The 17,877-nt window shown below is 64.7% G+C and carries 20 protein-coding genes, 3 tRNA genes and 1 pseudogene; 12 read left to right on the top strand and 12 right to left on the bottom strand.

All coding sequences use genetic code 11. The features are described 5' to 3' along the window. Positions 1–139 precede the first annotated feature (139 nt). The gene (locus tag LWC34_RS42845; RefSeq protein WP_233730906.1) at positions 140–313 is read left to right on the top strand and encodes a hypothetical protein; all 174 of its coding nucleotides are present in this window, start codon (positions 140–142) and stop codon (positions 311–313) included. Here LWC34_RS42845 and LWC34_RS42840 read toward each other — a convergent pair. From LWC34_RS42840 to LWC34_RS42815, 6 genes and pseudogenes are all read right to left on the bottom strand, one after another. Then, positions 310–696, bottom strand: a complete 387-nt coding sequence (locus tag LWC34_RS42840; RefSeq protein WP_233730905.1) for a PIN domain-containing protein — start codon at positions 694–696, stop codon at positions 310–312. The two genes, LWC34_RS42845 and LWC34_RS42840, sit on opposite strands and share 4 nt — an antisense overlap. Then, entirely contained in the window at positions 693–959 is a 267-nt protein-coding gene (locus LWC34_RS42835; RefSeq protein WP_233730904.1) for a hypothetical protein, read from the bottom strand. Before LWC34_RS42835 ends, LWC34_RS42840 begins: the two co-directional genes overlap by 4 nt. A gap of 287 nt (positions 960–1,246) precedes the next feature. After that, positions 1,247–1,684: pseudogene (locus LWC34_RS59125) on the bottom strand (nucleotidyl transferase AbiEii/AbiGii toxin family protein); the annotation flags it as partial. A gap of 105 nt (positions 1,685–1,789) precedes the next feature. Then, positions 1,790–2,542, bottom strand: a complete 753-nt coding sequence (locus tag LWC34_RS42825; protein WP_233730902.1) for a type IV toxin-antitoxin system AbiEi family antitoxin — start codon at positions 2,540–2,542, stop codon at positions 1,790–1,792. Between the two features lie 132 nt (positions 2,543–2,674). After that, positions 2,675–2,761: transfer RNA gene (locus tag LWC34_RS42820), tRNA-Ser, on the bottom strand. Positions 2,762–2,779: 18 nt separating this feature from the next. Continuing rightward, positions 2,780–3,241, bottom strand: coding sequence for a MarR family winged helix-turn-helix transcriptional regulator (locus tag LWC34_RS42815; RefSeq protein WP_233730901.1), 462 nt, complete (start codon positions 3,239–3,241; stop codon positions 2,780–2,782). A gap of 262 nt (positions 3,242–3,503) precedes the next feature. On the opposite strand from LWC34_RS42815, the gene LWC34_RS42810 reads away from it, so the two are divergent. The 3 genes from LWC34_RS42810 to LWC34_RS58355 are packed head-to-tail and all read left to right on the top strand — an operon-like array spanning position 3,504 to position 6,025. Then, positions 3,504–3,839 carry an avidin-fold protein gene (locus tag LWC34_RS42810; protein WP_233730900.1) on the top strand — a complete coding sequence of 112 codons (336 nt, stop codon included), beginning with the start codon at positions 3,504–3,506 and terminating at the stop codon, positions 3,837–3,839. Between the two features lie 39 nt (positions 3,840–3,878). After that, entirely contained in the window at positions 3,879–4,892 is a 1,014-nt protein-coding gene (locus LWC34_RS42805; RefSeq protein WP_233730899.1) for a methyltransferase, read from the top strand. After that, positions 4,889–6,025 carry a nucleoside 2-deoxyribosyltransferase domain-containing protein gene (locus tag LWC34_RS58355; protein WP_233730898.1) on the top strand — a complete coding sequence of 379 codons (1,137 nt, stop codon included), beginning with the start codon at positions 4,889–4,891 and terminating at the stop codon, positions 6,023–6,025. The genes LWC34_RS42805 and LWC34_RS58355 overlap by 4 nt, the downstream gene beginning before the upstream one ends. Here LWC34_RS58355 and LWC34_RS42795 read toward each other — a convergent pair. Further along, positions 6,012–6,308 carry a hypothetical protein gene (locus LWC34_RS42795; RefSeq protein WP_233730897.1) on the bottom strand — a complete coding sequence of 99 codons (297 nt, stop codon included), beginning with the start codon at positions 6,306–6,308 and terminating at the stop codon, positions 6,012–6,014. The genes LWC34_RS58355 and LWC34_RS42795 overlap by 14 nt on opposite strands. A gap of 55 nt (positions 6,309–6,363) precedes the next feature. Next, complete coding sequence (locus LWC34_RS42790; protein ID WP_233730896.1) at positions 6,364–6,798, bottom strand: excalibur calcium-binding domain-containing protein; 435 nt, start codon at positions 6,796–6,798, stop codon at positions 6,364–6,366. Positions 6,799–6,939: 141 nt separating this feature from the next. Between LWC34_RS42790 and LWC34_RS42785 the strand changes: the two genes are divergently transcribed. Continuing rightward, on the top strand, positions 6,940–7,935 hold the full coding sequence (locus LWC34_RS42785) for a polyprenyl synthetase family protein (protein ID WP_233730895.1): 996 nt from the start codon (positions 6,940–6,942) through the stop codon (positions 7,933–7,935). On the opposite strand, the gene LWC34_RS42780 is transcribed toward LWC34_RS42785, so the two are convergent. Then, positions 7,928–8,989, bottom strand: coding sequence for a DUF1906 domain-containing protein (locus tag LWC34_RS42780; protein ID WP_233730894.1), 1,062 nt, complete (start codon positions 8,987–8,989; stop codon positions 7,928–7,930). The genes LWC34_RS42785 and LWC34_RS42780 overlap by 8 nt on opposite strands. Positions 8,990–9,097: 108 nt before the next feature. Here LWC34_RS42780 and LWC34_RS42775 point away from each other — a divergent pair, with 108 nt between their 5' ends. Then, the gene (locus tag LWC34_RS42775; protein WP_233730893.1) at positions 9,098–9,847 is read left to right on the top strand and encodes a sulfite exporter TauE/SafE family protein; all 750 of its coding nucleotides are present in this window, start codon (positions 9,098–9,100) and stop codon (positions 9,845–9,847) included. On the opposite strand, the gene hisC is transcribed toward LWC34_RS42775, so the two are convergent. Continuing rightward, the gene (hisC, locus tag LWC34_RS42770) at positions 9,837–10,907 is read right to left on the bottom strand and encodes a histidinol-phosphate transaminase (protein WP_372496739.1); all 1,071 of its coding nucleotides are present in this window, start codon (positions 10,905–10,907) and stop codon (positions 9,837–9,839) included. The genes LWC34_RS42775 and hisC overlap by 11 nt on opposite strands. A 151-nt stretch (positions 10,908–11,058) precedes the next feature. Between hisC and LWC34_RS42765 the strand changes: the two genes are divergently transcribed. The 6 genes from LWC34_RS42765 to LWC34_RS42740 all read left to right on the top strand — a co-directional run bounded on the left by LWC34_RS42765 (position 11,059) and on the right by LWC34_RS42740 (position 16,327). Then, entirely contained in the window at positions 11,059–11,730 is a 672-nt protein-coding gene (locus tag LWC34_RS42765; protein WP_233730892.1) for a dienelactone hydrolase family protein, read from the top strand. 74 nt (positions 11,731–11,804) lie between these two features. Beyond that, complete coding sequence (locus LWC34_RS42760) at positions 11,805–13,754, top strand: acetoacetate--CoA ligase (protein ID WP_233730891.1); 1,950 nt, start codon at positions 11,805–11,807, stop codon at positions 13,752–13,754. Between the two features lie 67 nt (positions 13,755–13,821). Next, positions 13,822–13,910 (top strand) — tRNA-Ser (locus LWC34_RS42755). Positions 13,911–13,947: 37 nt separating this feature from the next. Further along, positions 13,948–14,020, top strand: a tRNA-Arg gene (locus LWC34_RS42750). Positions 14,021–14,356: 336 nt separating this feature from the next. Next, the gene (locus LWC34_RS42745) at positions 14,357–15,541 is read left to right on the top strand and encodes an ISAs1 family transposase (RefSeq protein ID WP_233722717.1); all 1,185 of its coding nucleotides are present in this window, start codon (positions 14,357–14,359) and stop codon (positions 15,539–15,541) included. A 285-nt stretch (positions 15,542–15,826) separates the two neighbouring features. Then, on the top strand, positions 15,827–16,327 hold the full coding sequence (locus LWC34_RS42740; protein ID WP_233730890.1) for an RICIN domain-containing protein: 501 nt from the start codon (positions 15,827–15,829) through the stop codon (positions 16,325–16,327). Between the two features lie 189 nt (positions 16,328–16,516). On the opposite strand, the gene LWC34_RS42735 is transcribed toward LWC34_RS42740, so the two are convergent. Together LWC34_RS42735 and LWC34_RS42730 are read right to left on the bottom strand one after the other, a co-directional pair. Then, positions 16,517–17,122, bottom strand: a complete 606-nt coding sequence (locus tag LWC34_RS42735; protein ID WP_233728496.1) for an IS630 family transposase — start codon at positions 17,120–17,122, stop codon at positions 16,517–16,519. Then, complete coding sequence (locus LWC34_RS42730) at positions 17,101–17,592, bottom strand: winged helix-turn-helix domain-containing protein (RefSeq protein WP_233723037.1); 492 nt, start codon at positions 17,590–17,592, stop codon at positions 17,101–17,103. Before LWC34_RS42730 ends, LWC34_RS42735 begins: the two co-directional genes overlap by 22 nt. Positions 17,593–17,877: the final 285 nt, after the last annotated feature.

The following is a 17,877-nucleotide window of genomic DNA, read 5'->3' as shown; positions in this document are numbered from 1 at the left end:
CACGAAAGCTGAAGTTGAGTCAAAACGGCAGGCTGTCACCCAAAGGAGTGAGACCGCCCTGGTCCTGGGCGGAGTGGACCCTTGCGTTCCCGACGAGGAACCTCCGAACTCACGGGTTATCTCTTAGAAGTGCGGCCTGGTGGCCCGCTCGAAGGACGCGAACGACCGCCATGACATCCAGGTCAGCCTCACCTCGGACGGCTGCGCTCTGACCGACCGGGTTGTCGGAGTCCGTCTCGCCCGTGAACGCGACCTGCTCGCCAACCTCGAAGCGGTCAGCAAACCCGCGCTGTTACGGGACCTGGAGAGCTAGACCTTCACGACGGTCACGCGATCCCCGCACAGCATCGCCAGATCCTCGGGGTCGGATGTCAGGATCGTCGTAGGTCCTTTGGCGGCAAGGGCAGTGGCGGCGACCATCGCGTCGATGGCGTGCTTGTGGCCGTGAAGTCCGGCTTGGTGCAACAGAATGCTTGCCTGTTTGGCGATTTCCGTGGTGACGGGTTCCACTGACAGTTTGGAGATGACCCACTCAAAGGCGGGTCGGCTGATTCGCGGGTGGATCACTTCGACCAACGTGGCCGCGCTCGTGACCACACGCTCGTCCGCTTCACGCGCCGCGACAAGCCATGCGGTCAACTCCCGGTCGCGGAGGACTGCCTTGGATAGCCCTTCGCTGTCCAGGATCAGCGTCACGCGGCACCCGTTTCCCGGCCCCGCATCAGCATCCTGCGCTTGTCGTCGACCTCATCCGCCGAGATCGATCCATGCTCCGCTTCAGCGGCCGCGATCAACTCGTCCAGGTTGTCCCGCTCGATCTGGCGCTGAACAGCGGCCTCGATGTAGGCGGAGACCCCACGGCGCCCCGCCCGGCTGCGAACGGCACTGACGGTCCCGCTGTGCATGGAAACCGAGACGACCGTCGTCGGTCCCTCGCCAGGCGGCCTGCTGTCATCCATGCGGCCAGATTAGCAAAAGTTTTATGAATCCGCTGCTGGTCGCAGGTCGGCGCGGTCGGTTGCGCGACCTGGTCACAGCGCTTGAGAAGTAGCCCGGGTCCAGGCGTGGTGGACTTCTTGCAGGCACTGGTCTGGGTCGGGCGCGGATGCCATCTGATGATTGAGCTGAACCGTCCATGTACTTCGGGTTGGTTCCGGCATCCTCGAAACGCCATGGGGTGGACCGCCCGCCCGACGACTTTCCGCAACACCTCAATGACTCCGGGGCTGACCGCGCCAATCTGAGCCAGTGCGAACAAGTCCGCGAGGTCACGGGCTGCGTGGCGATCTTCCCAGGCGAGGGCCTTCATTGCGACGAAGGATTCCAGGGTGGGAACGTCAAGGCGGAAGGGCGTTACGTCGCGATATCGCACCTCGATGGCGCGGGACTCGACCGGCCACCGGCTTCGTTCGGCATCGAGCAGTCCAATCTGAACCCTGACCTGTAGACCGTCCTCGGTGGACAGCAAGGCTCGCGCGGATTCGGTCGGCACCGCGGATGGACCCACGATCCAACGAACCGTTCCGAACTCACGCCGAAGGGCTCTTGGTACCTGCCGCTCGATGGATTCCGCCGCCGCGGCACGGTCTCTGGCCAGAAGATCGATGTCTTCCGACAACCGGAAGGTCGTCAGGTGCGTCCGCGCCAGCGCGGTGCCGCCGTAGAACACCAAGTCATGTCCCATCGCGGGCAAGGCTGCGAGGATGGCTGATCAAGTGGTCACGGGCCACCTGATCGCCGGCTACCTGAAAGGTCTCGGCGATCTGTTTCCGCTCGGCTTCGTCAAGCATCAGGCCTCCTTGATGCCGAAGCGCTTCGCGTCATCGTCGATTGGACGCAGGCCATAACCCGCAACCGGCCTGCGCGGTTTGTGGACGGGAACGGCTGCCGAAAGCAAAGGGTCGGCAGTCCAGCGAGCGCGGGTGTACGCCGAAGGGATTCGCTGTTGCTTGGTCAACTCCCACGTCTCAGCCCAATCAGCACGCAGGGCGAGCGCTCGAAGCGCATCGGCCGCTTCGGTTGGGGCAAGTCCGCCGAGTGCGGGGCGATGCGCTATGTCGAGCATCGTTTGCTCTATGTCGGTGACGTATCCGGTGACCATGGCCGTCTTGGCCCGAGTCAGTCGCAAGCGTTCACTCTGCCGTTTGACGAAGATGATCCGCCCGAACGTGGTTTCCAGCACTGGTCGTTGCTTGGGGGTCACCACAATTCCGGTTGTCAACGCACGCGGAAGCGCGCCGTGGTACCTCGCTGCACTCGCCCCCATCAGCGCGGTGGCCTCGACGCCATAGTCGGCAACGGCCAGTCCCAAGGCGAGGGCTTCGACTCCCGGTCGCCAGTGCGGATCGTCCACTTGCTCAACGGGAGGAAGCGCCCAGTACCCGTGTGCGATGGGACGCAGGATGCCGTGCTCGGCCAATCGGTTGGCTTCGACATCCGGCCGGGCATACAGGCAGGCCAGATCACGAGTCCGCAAGACCATGGTCTGGCGTTGCCACAACTTTGTCGGAAGATCAGCCGCCATCGAGTCGCCGTCAGCCATCAGTACGATGAAACACAGTTGTAGGCAGTGTCTCATCGTACTGATGGCAGGGCAACTCATCGTCTCGTGTGTGAAACAACAGCGGGCGACCCGGTCTGCCTTCTTGTGGACAGACGCGGATCGCCCGAGACGCGGTAGCGGTGGGATTCGAACCCACGGAGGGCGTGAACCCTCTCATGTTTTCAAGACATGTTCCTTCGGCCGCTCGGACACGCTACCGCCGGAGAGCCTATCAATTCAGGTTTGGTCGAGGTGAGTGAGCACCCGCTCGAACACGGTGGCCAGTACTGCTCGTTCCTCCGCACTGATCAGGTCGATCAGGTGGTCACGGACGCCCTCGACATGCGTGGGTGCCGCGATGCGCAGCTGTTCCATGCCGTGCGGGGTGATCTCGGCCAGGATGCCGCGGGCGTCGTTGGGGCAATGGGTCCGGCGGACGAGGCCCGCTGCCTCCAGGCGGGAGATCTGGTGGGAGAGCCTGCTTTTCGACTGGGCTACTTCGTCGGCGAGCTGTGTCATCCGCATGCGGCCTTCGTCTTGCTCCGACAGGCGCACCAGCACCTCGTAGTCGGCCAGCGGCAAGTTGTGGCCGTCTTGCAACTCCGTGTTGAGGCGCTGGCGCAGGCGCTCACTGCCGACCACGTACGCGCGCCAGGAACGTAGTTCTGTGTCAGTCAACCAACGGGGTTCAGCGGTCACCTTGCCAGGCTAACCGCCCGCTCATCCCGTTCCGACTGCCGCGCGGGCAGACTTGTTCGCCCTGGTGCACCGACTGGGCGTCCACTGTGGAGTCCGAAATTCCGGCAAATCCGGAATGAACGGCCGCGCAACTCCGGCACGAATGTGGCCGTGAATGAGGATCGAAATGCGATACCAGGCTTGGCTTGCGCAAATCTTGCAGTCCGAAATATCAGGCCTTGAGTAGGCTGGCCCCGGGGTTACGGCAAAGGAGTGCAGGAACGTGCAGAGTCTTGACGGTCGTCAGTTCCGGGCGGTCGCCGATACCGTCGGTGGTGAGGTCGAGGCCACCACGTTGTTCACGTACCACGAGGAAGACGGCGAGGTCTGGGCCGAGTACTCCGGTGGCAGGGTCAGGCGTGGCTACCTGGTCGGCACCAGGACCGGCGACCGGCTGGAATTTCGGTACGCGCAACTGAATACAGTCGGCGAGACGAATACCGGGCACTGTGTGTCGACGATCGAAACCTTGCCGGATGGCCGCCTGCGGCTCGCCGAGAAATGGCAATGGGAGTCCCGCGATGGCGAAGGTACGAGCGTAGTTGAAGAAGTCGGCTGAGCATTGCGCCGTCCCGGGTTTGGCGGCAAAGATCACTGTATGACGGTACTGGGGCCCGGCGACATCGTCGGATTGGTGAACAGCACGTACGCGACTGATCTGTTCGTCGCGGTGGTGACGGAGTTCGACATCTTTACCCGGCTGGCCGAGCGGGAGGCGACAACCGCGCGCCAGCTCAGCGAAATGCTCGAGATCGACGAGCGGGGCGCGGATGTCACGCTGACTTACCTTGCGGCGCTGGGACTTCTCGAACGTCTGCCGGGCGGCGCCGTCCGGGTGGCCGAGCCGGCAGCACGGTATTTGCAGGCGGATTCCAGCATCGACCTGCGGCACTACGCGCGAACCGTGAGCACCCGGCCGGGCTGCAGGGAAGTCGGCCAGGTGCTCAGGACCGGGCAGCCCGCGCCGTGGGAAAGCGACGGCGACGACTGGATCAACCGCATGTCGGAGAAGGAATTCGCCGACTCGTTCGCGGCCGCGATGAACGCGCGGGGCGCCTACCTCAGCCCCGCGCTCGGCGAGGTGCTCAGTGCCATCGGCGTGGTGTCCAGAATCCTTGATATCGGCGGAAGTTCCGGGATCTACGCCTGCTCACTCGTGCAAGCCCTGCCTGGCACGACGGCCGCTGTGCTCGATCTGCCGTCGGTTGTCGACTTCACCCGCGAATCGATTGCCGCGCGCGGCCTGTCCGACCGGGTGGACGCGATCGGCGGCGACATGTTCGGCGAGCTGCCATCCGGGTTCGATCTGCACCTGTACTCGAACGTCTGGCACGACTGGGACGCCGAAAGTATCGGCAAGTTCGCTGCGGCCTCGTTCGCCGCGCTGCCGCCGGGCGGTGTTCTTGTCGATCACGACATGCACCTCGACGATACCAAGTCGGGACCGTTGCGGCAGGCCGAGTTCTCGGTCCGGATGATGCTGAAAACCGCGGGCAAGTGCTACTCGACGCCTGAGCTGGCCGAGATCCTTGGCCCGATCGGGTTCGAGGACGTCCATCTGCGGCCGACCACCGCGGGCTACAGTGCCCTCGTCGCAAGGAAACCGGCGTGATCAAGGTCGTTTACGCGGGACAAGAACCGCCGGACGCGTGGGACGCGTCGATCTTCCTTGCCGGTCCAACGCCTCGCCGCGACGACGTGCGCAGCTGGCGGCCGGAGGCGCTCGCCGAGATCGAGCAGCAGTGGACGAAACCCATCACCCTGGTCGTATTCGTGCCGGAACCACCGGACGGCACAAGATATCCGTCGTACGACGACCAGATCGCTTGGGAGGAGCGGTGGCTGGACGCGGCCGACGGCATTCTCTTCTGGGTGCCAAGGGAAATGTCCACGCTGCCGGGACTGACCACGAACATCGAGTTCGGCCGGTACGAGTCCTCCGGCCGGATCGTGCTCGGTGCACCGGAGAACGCGCAGCACGTGCGCTACATGCAGCACCACGCAAGGCAACGAGGCGCGCAGGTGACCGCGACGTTGCCCGAAACGGTCCGCGCAACCCTTGCGCTGCTTGGCAATGGCGCGCACCGACGCGATGGTGAACGGCACGTTCCCTTGCTGGCGTGGCGGATTCCGACGTTCCGCAACTGGCTTTCCATGCAGCAGCAAGCGGGAAACGTCTTGCTGGACGGTCGTTTGCTGTTCATCCACCGGCAATTCCTCTGGGCCTTCCACGCGCGGATGCGGGTCGGCGCGGAGAACCGGGAGAAGCGCAACGAGATCGTGCTCGGCCGCCCGGACGTAGTGTCCATTGTGGCCTACCGTCCAGGTGAAACAGTCCGGGACAACGAAGTCGTGCTGGTACGGGAGTTCCGGTCACCCGCGTGCTCGATCGACGGCTACGTGCACGAGCTGCCCGGCGGGGGAGTGCTGCAAGGCCAACCGGTCACGCAGGCGGTCGACGAACTCGCCGAGGAGACCGGGCTGCAGGTGCACGTCGACCGGTTGCGGCAAAGCCAAGTGCGGCAAGTAATTGCCACACTGTCCGCCCATCGTGTGCATGTCTTCTCAGTCGAGCTGACCGACGAGGAGATCACCCAGCTGCGGGCGAACCCGGGACCGCACGGTGTCTTCGAGGACTCCGAACGCACTTTCGTCGAAGTGCGTACCTATGGGGAGATTCTGGACAACGGACACGCCGACTGGGCGACGCTCGGCGTCCTCGCGGCCGTGTTCACCGCACCCTGACGGTGATCCACGCGTCGAGTTCGACGGTCTGACCGGCGCCTTCGACCGAGACAACCGTCCATTCCGGACGAACAACGGCCGAGCCGCCGATATCCGACATGTACATGATGTTGGCGAATCCCAGTTTCCTGAGCTGGTTGTCTGCGACCACGGCGGTCTTGCCGGGCAGGTCACCTGGGATCGTCGACGCCGCTTCGCTGTCCTCGAAGGAGAAAGTCAGGAAAATCGCGACCACGGCGACAATGCCGAGCATCCACGCTGCTGTCTTCGACTCCGTCGTCACACCTGCATGTAGCCGATCCGCCGTAGCTCGTTACATAAGTAGCTTCGCTATACGTCTATCGCTCGCAGGCGACGCCGTCCCGATCCCGGTCGAGGCCTTCCCGATAACCCGGTTCACCACGCCGAATCGGTGCCTTGCCAAGCATTTTCGCGGTCTCACAATCCGGGAAGAACGGCTCGAAGTCGGGAATCGGGATCGTGATGGTCCACTTCGTCGGCTCCGCCGCGTCGAGCCGCGTCGACTCGTGCACGGGCTTCGGCGCCGCGCTTGTCTGTTTCGGCGGCGTCGGCGCCGGTGTCTGACGCACGGTTGTCGCGTCCACTGTTGGCGTCACGAGGATCGGACTGCCGACATCAGGCTTGTAGTCGACAGTCGCGAACGGCTCGGAGACAAAGCTGCTGACGCTCGACGTGTTCTGCAGCAACACCGCACCAACGACCGCGGCAGCGGCCGTGCCTGCGGCGACCCAGTTCCACGGTCTGCCACTCATAGCTGTCCTAACCGGTTCGGTTACCGGTCAGATCCCCGGTGGGGGTCCCGGTGTTACATCGCGGAACTCCCTCCTGAGAGGGATTTGCCTCGCTCTGCCGGTCGATGTGCCGGGACCTGCGGCAAAGCGACCGTGAACGCTATGAACACAACCACCGGCGCCAGAACGATCATGGAAGCGATCGACGCGGAACTGGCGGCCGCGCTGCGCACGCGACTGGTCCAAGTGGAGGACCGGCTGCGGGAAACGTTGCGGGATCCGCAGAATGCTTTCCTGTCCCGAGCCGCGACGCACCTGATCGACGCAGGTGGCAAGCGGTTTCGCCCGATGATGGTGTTGCTGGGCGCGCAATTCGGTGACTCACGTACGGAAAGCGTGCTTGACGCGGCGGTTGTGGCCGAACTCGTCCATGCCGCGACGCTCTACCACGACGATGTGATGGACGAAGCACGCATCCGGCACGGTGCCGTCACCGCGAACACCAGGTGGAACAACACGGTCGCGGTGTTGCTCGGTGACTATTTGCTGGCCAGGGCGGCGGATCTGGGCGCGGATCTCGGCGATGCCGCGCTACGCCTGCAAGTTCGTACACTCGGCCGACTCGTTCGCGGCCAGATGGCCGAAACCATTGGCCCGCAACCGGGTGTGGACAAAATCGGACACTGCCTTCGGGTCATGTCGGACAAATCGGCATCGCTGATCTCGATGTCCATCCGGCTCGGCGGCATGGTCGCCGGCGCGGATCGCACTGTGATCGACACTTTGGAGCAGTACGGCGAAGTGCTCGGCATGGCGTTCCAGATCGCCGACGACCTCCTCGACATCGAGGCCGCCGAGCGCGATCTCGGCAAAGCGCCAGGTACCGACCTGCGCGAGGGAATCGTGACGCTGCCGGTGCTCTACGCGATCGAGCATGATCCGGACATCGCACAGCTGGTTGCCGAGCCGATCACCGATGACGCCCAACGAGCCCACGTGCTGGCCATCCTGCGCGTATCACCAGGCCTTGAGCGCGCCCGGCAGGAGGCGGACCGGCATGTCCAGCGTGCCAAGGACATGCTCTACGAGCTGCCGAACATCCCAGCGAGGACAGCCCTTTTCGAGTTGTGCGACTTCGCCACCGGCCGAACTACTTGAGATCGAGAAAGTTGCTGTCGATGTTGATCGTCACGTTGTTGTACGACTCGTCGTGACCACCGAGGAACTGGTGGATCCGGGCGCCGGTCCATCGGTTGTCCGGCAGGAACTTTCCACCGTCCACATTCGCCTGGCCGTTCCACCAGGCGAACCAGACGTGATCAGGCCGTGAGTAGGCGCGATTGTCGTGGTTGCGCAACAGATCCGTGATTCCGGAACCCGCACTGCTGTAGACGCCGGAACGATAACCGCGTTCCCGCAACTGGTCCGTCCACCCGCTCAGGAACGACATCACAGCCGCACTGCACGGCTCGTCGCCGATGTTGTACGCCTCCATGTCGTTGTAGATCACCGTTCCCGGGTTCATCCCGAGGCGTGCCGCGTGTCCGATCGCGTCGGAGGCTCCTTCCCTGCCTTGCTTACGGGCGACATCCGTGTTCAGGTCGAGCTTGTGCCGGAACGAGGTGCAAGGCGCTTGCAGGCCAACGTAAGTGGGGATCAGGTGCCAGCCCTTGTTGACCTGGTTGCCAACCCAGCCGGGGGTGAGGTTCGGCTGCGCGCACGCGCGGTGGATGCCGCCGATGTACACACCGATTGCCCGGAACTGTGATCCGCCGTGCCACGCGTCCATCGCGCTTTGCGAAGGCGCCGCGCACGCGTCGAAGCCGAGTCCTGTGTAGACACCGGGCTGGACCGTGCGGACCTTCGCTGGCGCAACGGCCTCCTCGACACGGGTGGCCATCGCGGCGTAACGATCTCCGGTCACGGTCACGCGGGTCTGCTCACCGACCGGTTCGATCAGCACGGCATCGACGACGGGCCCCATCCCGGCCGCGCACCGCTGATCCGCTCCGGGTTTGCCGAGGTACACCGCGTTGCGGTCGAAGCGCACGCACTCGGTCGGGTTCTTGGCCAGATCGACCACCGGCCAGTCCGCGGGCACGGTCAGTTCGTATCCGCGATAACTGACCGCCCTGGTGGCGTCGGCGCTTGCCGGGCTGGTCAGGGTTGCGGCGAGCGTGATCACTCCAACCGTGAAGATCGACGCGCGCATGCAGATCACATCCTGGTGGTCACTCTCCGTATAGGTATGCGGACATCTTCGGTGATCCACACGACGTCGGCCACTCGAACGCCCAGTTGACGTGTCACGATCCCCGTGATGACTCCCCTCGAAGCCGCAGTGATCGCGGTGGCCGGCGTGTGCGCCGGGGCGATCAACACAGTGGTCGGATCCGGCACCTTGATCACGTTCCCTGTGCTGCTCGCGCTCGGTTACCCGCCCGTGGTTGCCAACGCGTCCAACAGCATCGGCCTTGTGCCGGGCGGAGTCGCCGGCGCGATCGGGTATCGCTATGAGCTGACCGGGCAGCGCAAACGCTTGCTCCGGCTCGGAGGTGCGTCGCTGCTCGGCGGCATCACGGGCGCCTTGCTGCTGCTTGTGTTGTCGCCGGACGTGTTCGAGACGGTCGTGCCGATCCTGATTGTGATCGCATTGATACTCGTTGTGGCGCAGCCGTGGTTGTCACGCAGGCTCGCTTCGATGGAACGCCACGAGCACGGCGGCGCCAGCGCGATCGCCGCGGCATACGGCGCTGGCGTTTACGGCGGTTATTTCGGTGCGGCGCAAGGTGTTCTGCTCGTCGGAATGCTCGGCATCCTGATGGACGAGGGACTGCAACGGCTCAACGCGCTCAAGAACGTGCTGACCGCAGGCGTGAACCTGGTCGCTGGCCTGGTTTTCGTGGCGATCGCGGACGTGGACTGGCTGGTCGTGCTGCTGATCGCGGCCGGATCGACGGCCGGCGGCATCCTCGGGGCCAAGATCGGCCGGAGGCTGCCGCCGGTGGTCCTGCGCGGGCTGATTGTCCTGGTCGGACTGGTCGCCGTGGTCCTGCTCGTTACCGACTGAACGACTTCGCCGCGGTGAGGAAGACGTCGTTCTCCTCTGGCGTCCCGATCGTCACCCTGGCGCCGTCACCGACGAACGCGCGGACCACGACCTTGTGCTCGATGCAGTGCTCGTTGAACTCGGCAGTGCGCTCGCCGAGCGGCAGCCACACGAAGTTCGCCTGGGATTCCGGCACGTCGTAGCCAGCCGCGACCAACTCGCCGCGGACGCGGTCCCGCTCGCCCTTGATCTCGTGGACTCGCTGGAACAGCTCCTCTTCCGCGTCCAGCGAGGCGATCGCGGCGGCCTGAGCCAAGTGGTTGACGCTGAACGGCACGCAGACCTTGCGGACCGCGTCGGAGATCTCCTCGGAGGCCACGGCGTACCCGACACGCAGCCCAGCAAGGCCGTACGCCTTGGAGAACGTCCGCAGCACCGCGATGTTCTCGCGTTCACGCAGGTGGTCGATGCCGTCGCCAGCGTCAGGGTCCGTGACGAACTCGAAGTACGCCTCGTCGAGCACAACGAGCACATTGGACGGCACAGCGTCAAGGAAGCGGTCGAGCTCGGCCTTGTGCACAATCGTCCCAGTTGGATTGTTCGGCGTGCACACGAACGCCACCCGGGTCTGCGGAGTGATCGCGGCCAGCATCGCGTCGAGGTCGAGCGCGTGGTCACCGGTCAACGGCACGCGGACCTGCTTCGCCCCGACGACGTGCGTCACGATCGGGTAGGCCTCGAACGACCGCCACGCGAACAGCACCTCGTCGTGCGACGTACAGGTCGCCTGGATCAGCTGCTGGCACAAGCTCACCGAGCCGTTGCCGACCGCGACCTGCGCCTCGGCGACCCCGAGCTTGCCAGCCAGCCGGGCGGTGAGCTCACCGGCGCCGGTGTCAGGGTAGCGGTGGGCCTGCATGGCCGCTTCCGCGATCGCCTTCGCCACACTGGGCAGCGGCCCCGCCGGGACCTCGTTGCTGGCCAGCTTGATCGCACCGGGAATCGTCCGGCCCGGCACGTACGACGGGAGTGTCGCCAGGTCCGCCCTCGGTCGGACACTCGTCACATCAGGTTCAGCCACAGCGGAAACGGTAACCCCCTACCGGGGCGCGACGCGCTGCCATTTGGACTTGGATGCGAAATCTCGGCATCTTGCAAGACGGTCTATCGTGAACGCCTCGTCTGGTTGGTCACGTTGACTGATGTTCACCCCTACGTGATTGGGTGGAGCCATGACCGAAACACGCACGGAGAAGTTCCAGCTCAAGGATGGTCGCGCCGCGGTGCTGACCGTCGCAGAGCCGGAACAGGTGGTCCGTGGCGGCCTTGTGGTGCTGCACGAGGCCGGCGGCGTCACCGACACAGTGCGCCTGCTGGTGAGCGCGCTTGCCGCCGAAGGGTGGCTCGCGGTGGCACCGCACATCTACCACGGCACGCTGCCGCAGGAAGAGCAGGTCAGACAGCTTTCGCCTGCCTCGGTGCTGGCCGACACCGACATCGCGTTCGCCGTGCTCGCCGAGCGCGGGATCACCGCTGACCTGCTGGGTGTTGTTGGTTTCGACCTCGGCGGGACCGCGGCGATGGTGGTCGCGGCGAACCGGTCGATCGGCGCGGCCGTGAGCGTCGGGGCCGGTGGCATCATCGAGCCGGTTTCCGCGGCGCTGCCGCCGCTCGTGGAGATCGCCGGTGAGCTGAAGTGCCCATGGCTGGGCATTTACGGCGACCAGGACGACGTAATCCATTCCACTGAAGTGGAAAAGCTGCGGGATGCGACGATCGGCGCGGGCGTGGCAACGAATGTCGTGCGTTATCCCGGTGCGGGACACCGGTTCGACGCGGATCCGGCGGCCGCGGCCGAGGCGTGGCACCGCACGCTCAACTGGTTCGACGCACACCTGCGGTAGCCCACATGTCCCAGCCGGGTGTTGTAGGCGACGAGATGGTGGTTTCCGCATCGGCCATGAGCTAAGAACGGGGCATGACCACTCCAGAGTTGCTGTGGCAGCCTGACCCCGCCGCCGAGACCCGGCTTGGCGAGTTTCGTGCCTGGTTGCGTGCCAACCGCGATCTTGATCTGCCCGACTACGACGCCATGTGGCGCTGGTCGACGACGGACCTCGCGGGCTTCTGGGGTGCACTGGCCGAGTTCGTCGGAGTGATCTTCCACTCACCGCCGACCGCGGTCCTCGGCTCGGCGACGATGCCCGGCGCGCAGTGGTTCCCGGGCGCGACGCTGAACTACGCCGAGCAGGCCCTGACCGGCCAGCCGGACGACGACCTCGCGGTGATCTTCCACCGCGAGGACGGAAAAGCGGCGCAGCTGACGTACGGCCAACTGCGCTCGAAGGTGGCCTCGGTCCGCGCGGCCCTGCTCTCCCATGGCGTCAAACGCGGTGACCGGGTGGTTGCGCTGGCGCCGAACTGCCCGGAGACCCTGGTGGCCTTCCTCGCGGCAGCGAGCCTGGGCGCGACCTGGTCGTCCTGCTCGCCGGACTTCGGGCCACGGGCGATCGCGGACAGGTTCACCCAGATCGAGCCGACGGTGTTCATCGCGGTGAACGGCTATGTCTACGGTGGACGGTCGTTCGACATCCGCCCGACCGTGGACGCGTTGCGTGCGGAGATCCCGAGCCTGCGGGCGACCGTGTTGGTCGACTACCTGGACAACGGCGCGACATTGCCCGACACCGTGCCGTGGACCTCGATGGTGGAGTTCGCCGGGGATCTGGCATTCGACGCGGTGCAGTTCGACCACCCGCTCTGGGTGCTCTACTCCTCGGGCACGACCGGCCTGCCGAAAGGCATCGTGCAAGGCCACGGCGGGATCGTGGTCGAACACCTGAAGATGCTGGGGCTGCACAGCGATCTCGGGCCAGGGGACCGCTTCTGCTGGTTCACCACAACCGGCTGGATGATGTGGAACTTCCTGATCTCCGGTCTGATGGTCGGCTGCACGGTGGTGCTGTACGACGGAAACCCGGGACACCCGGACCTGACGGCACTGTGGCGGCTGGCAGAGCAGCACAGGGTGACCTACTTCGGCACCTCGGCCCCGTACATCCAGTCCTGCTTGAAGAAGGGCATCAAGCCAGCGGCCCAATTCGACCTCACGGCGTTGCGCGCGGTCGGCTCGACGGGCGCACCGTTGAGCCCGGAAGGCTTCCGTTGGCTGGTCGACGAGATCGGCAAGGACGTCCAGATCTGCTCGGTCTCGGGCGGGACAGACCTGTGCACAGCCTTCGTGGCTGCCGCACCCGAAGTGCCCGTCTGGATGGGCGAACTGTCGTGCCGCGCACTCGGGGCGGCCGTGGCCGCGTATGACGACGAAGGCAAAGAAGTGATCGACCAAGTCGGCGAACTCGTGATCACGGCGCCGATGCCGTCAATGCCGGTGTCCTTCTGGAACGACCCGGACGGATCGAGGCTGCGGGCCTCGTACTTCAAGCCGTACCCAGGAATCTGGCGCCACGGAGATTGGATAAAGATCACACCAAGAGGCTCGGCGGTGATCTACGGCCGAAGCGACTCGACGCTGAACCGCGGCGGCGTCCGAATGGGAACAAGCGAGTTCTACCGCGTGGTCGAAGCCTTCGACGAGGTCGTGGACAGCCTGGTGATCGACACAACAGGGGTCGGCCAGCCGGAAGGGGAACTGCTCTGCTTCCTGGTCCTGGCGCCAGGGACCTCGCTGGACGTCCTGGAACCCCGGTTGCGCTCGGAACTGCGGACAGCGTTGTCACCCCGGCACGTCCCGAACAAGTTCATCGAAGTGGCGGCTGTCCCCAGGACCCTGAACGGCAAGAAGTGCGAGGTCCCGGTCAAGAAAATCCTGGCAGGAGTGGCTGCGGACAAGGCCGTGAGCAGGGACGCACTGGCCAACCCGGACGCACTCGCCCCCTTCGTCACACTGGCCGCTGGCGGCGAATGAGGGGGCCGCTTTGCAGCCATCCCAGGACCCTGTAGTACTCTTCTCCACGAAGCGGCCGAGGGCCCCGGGAGGCTTCGCCTAGTCTGGTCTATGGCGCCGCACTGCTAATGCGGTTGGGGATAACACCCCTCCCGGGTTCAAATCCCGGAGCCTCCGCAGGACGTTCGGCTCCGGCTGAGCGACAACTGAACAAGCACCCGTAGCTCAACGGATAGAGCATCTGACTACGGATCAGAAGGTTAGGGGTTCGAATCCCTTCGGGTGCGCTCGACGCTGGACGCCCCTGGTCGGTTGCTTCGCAACCTCCCCGGGGCGTCTCGCATTATTTTGGGGGGCCGAGCCCCCCAAACCCCCCACGGTGCGGGCTCCTTGCCCTTCCAGCGCGGTTGCTTTCTGTTGGACCAGGGCCCCGGTTGACATGGGCGGTCTGCTCGGCTGCCTCGCGACGGGGTACTGACCCGGCGGGCAGGGCTAAAGCAAAGTCGGTTGATCTTGGGAGTGGTGGGGCGGGGTGAGGTTTTCCCTGGTGGGTAAGGAGATGCGGCCCTTCGATGGGACGATGTGAGTTCTCACGCTCTTGATCGTCTGTCGAAAGGCCGCTGGTGTCAGTGTCGCATGCCGTCTGCGTACCCGTCGATGCGTCGGTCATGATGGGCTCGGCTGAGCTAGCCGACTTGGTCGCGTTGCTGGGCAAGGTCGCCGATCCCCGTAAACGCCGGGGGATTCGGCATCACATCGCCACGGTGCTGGCCGTGACGGTGCTGGCGGTATTGGCGGGGGCGAAGAACTACCGGGAGGCCGGTGACCGGGCCGAGGACTTGCCGCAGGAGTTGCTGGAGCTGGTCGGGGCGCGGCGGAGCGTCCTATCGGGACGGCGTGTGGCGCCGAGCGCGGACACGATCCGCCGGGTGGTCGAGTCGGTGGACGCCGAGGCCGCCGACAGGCTGGTGTGCCACTGGCTGGCTGATCGAGCGATGGCCCTGGCCGGCGACGACGGCTGTGCTGGCTTCGACGGGGTGGCCATCGACGGCAAGGCCGTGCGTAATTCCGGTGGTGTGCGCCTGTTCTCGGCGATGCGTCACGGCCAGGCGGTGGTCATCTCGCAGATCCGGGTCCCCGACGAGACGACCGAGACCACGCAGGTCAAGTCGTTGCTCACGGGTATGGATCTGGCGGGTGCGGTGGTCACGGCCGATGCCGCGCACACCCAGCGCGACACCGCGCGGCACCTGGTGTCCGACAAGCAGGCGGACTACGTGCTTGCTGTCAAAGGCAACCAGCCGACCCTGTTGGCCCAGGTCCAAGCCCTGCTGCCGCCTGCTGCCCCAGGGTCGGAGGACCATGTGGACGACGAGCGCAGCCACGGGCGGATCACCCGCCGGGCCATCTGGGCGACCGTCGCCGAGGGCGTCGATTTCCCTCATGCCGCCCAGGTCTTCCGCATCCGCCGGGACGTGTTCAACCTCGCCGGGCAACGCGTCCACAAAGAGATCGCATACGGCGTGACCAGCCTGAACACCGAGCGAGCGTCCGCTCGGGACATTGGTGGCCTGGTACGGGGTCAGTGGGGCATCGAGAACAAAATCCACTGGGTCCGCGACGTCGTGTTCGCTGAGGACCACCAGCACGCCTACACCGGCAACGGTGCTCACGCCATGGCCATGCTCCGCAATCTGGCCATCGGCCTGATCCGCCTGGCTGGACTCACCGAGATCAAACGCACCCTGGAATGGATCGCCGCCGACCGCATGAGAATCCTCCCGCTCCTGGCCGCATCTACCCCCTGAACAGCAACAACGACTTTGCTATTGCCCTGACCCGGCGGGTGGCATTAAAGGGCTTTTTGATGATTTTTTGGTGAATGATCGAAATTCTTGGGCCGAATTCCTCTTATTTGTCCATTGTGTGTTCTTTTGCCCTGCTGTAATCACGGGATGGGGGCGTTGGGGGCATGGTTGTGTGTAGTTGTGGGCAATGAGCTGGAACTTGCGGTTGTGGGGTCCTAGATTTTTTGGCGAAGGCCCATACATCGATTTCCTGAATGTCTCATTTTGGCCGAGACTGGAGGTTTTATGAAAATCGCGGCAATCAAGTTCTGGGCTGTTCTTGGTACCGTGCTTGGTGTCGTGCTCGTCATCGCGGCGCCCGCCTCGGCGGAGGAGCCACGGTACGTGTTCACGCAAAACCAGGGTCATGTGTGTTTGTCTGTACCTGGCAGCACGACTGAAAACAACGCGCAGTTGGTGTACGACCCAAACTGCAGCTACAGGGCCAACCAGAGATGGCGGCAGCACGATGTTGGCGGTGGCTGGTTCGAGCTGATCGCTGAGCACAGCGGTAAATGCATGGATGTCCGAGGTGCGTCGAGGGACAGAGTGCCGATCATTCAATTCCAATGCTATGGAACCGACAATCAGCTCTGGCGATTCAATGACGTCGGAAATAATCGGGTGCGGCTGCAAGTCAAGCTCGACAACGGGTTCGTGGCGCAGACCGGCGCGAACGGACTGCCTTACCGTGCTATCCATGACCCAACATACTGGGAAGATTTCCAGCTTGCCAGCACGGGTTGACCGAATTTGAGAGACGGCGGAACGCCCGCCCGGTCACGTGGCCGGGCGGGCATTCCGTCTGCCAACGGGTGCTTGCTTCGTGTTTGGACCGGCGGTGTGGAACTGGTGTTGTCCGGTGGCGGCGACAAATTGCCGATCGTCAAGGTAGGTAAGAACGGGATTGAAGCTACAGATCTTGAAAGGCCAGGATTACGGCGGTTGTGGTTCGAGGTTCAGTCTGGTGTGGGCGAAGAACGCGTCGATCAGCCCGGGTCGGTACTGGATGCGTTTGAGTCGGTTCTTCACGATGGCGGTGAGCTGGTCGATGCCGTGCACGATGAGGTTTCCGAGGTTGCGTTTGACGTGGGACCACACGTGCTCGGTCGGGTTGAGGTCCGGGGCGTAGGGCGGGAGTTGGATCACGTGTAGCCAGTCGCGGGCCGCGACCAGTTTGCGCATCGCGTGACTGGTGTGCGTGTTGAGGTTGTCCCAGATCAACACAATCCGGGCGCCGAGCTGCTGGTGTGCGGCGTCCAGCAGGGCGGCGTAGTCGGTTTCGGCGAAGCTGCGCCGTTCCCCCTTGCGGCCGCGGTGGGTCCGGACACGGTAGATCAACCGGGGCCGGTGCCCGGGCCGGACGCATACCAGCCCGGCGACCGATACCCGGCCCGAACCCTTGCCCGACACCGGGATCTGTGGTGTCTGGCCCCGGCGGCCCCAGGTGCGGGCTTTCGGCGGGCGCAGCGTTTGCCCGGCCTCGTCCTCGAAACACAGCCAAGCACCTTGCTGCGCCGCTACCGTTTTCCCGCCGGCCATACCTCCCGCCGCCAGGTGGCGATCGCCTGCTCGTCGCGCTCGATCGCGCGGTGGGCGGGTACTTGTGGCGAGAACCCCATGCGGTGCAGCAGATACGACACCCCGCGCAGCGTGTAGCGGGTGTGAAACAGCCGGGCGATCAGATCGGCGACCCGAGCCAGGGTCCAGCGCTGATCCTCGCCGAACCCATGCACGGCTGGGCCTTGTTCCACAGCCTGGGCCAGCCTGTCCAGTCGTGGCTGGTCCAGCCGGCAGGACGATCCGCCCGGTCCCTTCGACGCCAGCCCTGCCTCACCCTCGGCACGCCATCGACGCCGCCAGGTATAGACCGCGTTGGTGGATACCCGCAGTCTGCGGGCGATCTCGGCGGCCGGCACGTCCTGGGCGAACCATTGGGCCGCCTGCAACCGGACAGCTTCGCGTGTGGCCCTGCCCCGCTCGGAAAGGCCACCTCCATCCGCGTACCTCATCCATCCCTGCGTAGATCATGAATCGATCAGGATCCGGGAGGACACGCCGCCCAAGGACAAGATCAACCCTGGCCTTTCATGATCTGTAGTGGGTGGTGCGTAGCTGCTGTGCCAGGTGCCAGAGGACGCCGGAGTTTGGGATGTCCCTTGCGTGGCGGGACCACCAGTCGCGACCGTCTACTTTGACCTTCAGCACGCCGTGGTCGGCGTTCAGGTCGCTGATTCGCCACCAGGGCATTGGGCCTGCTGGGGTGGTGATGCCTTATGCCGATATCGACATAAGGC

The organism is Kibdelosporangium philippinense, assembly GCF_021390435.2.
Taxonomy (GTDB): domain Bacteria; phylum Actinomycetota; class Actinomycetes; order Mycobacteriales; family Pseudonocardiaceae; genus Kibdelosporangium; species Kibdelosporangium philippinense.
The sequence above is the reverse complement of the archived record's forward strand: the minus strand, read 5'-3'. Positions and strand labels throughout refer to the sequence as shown.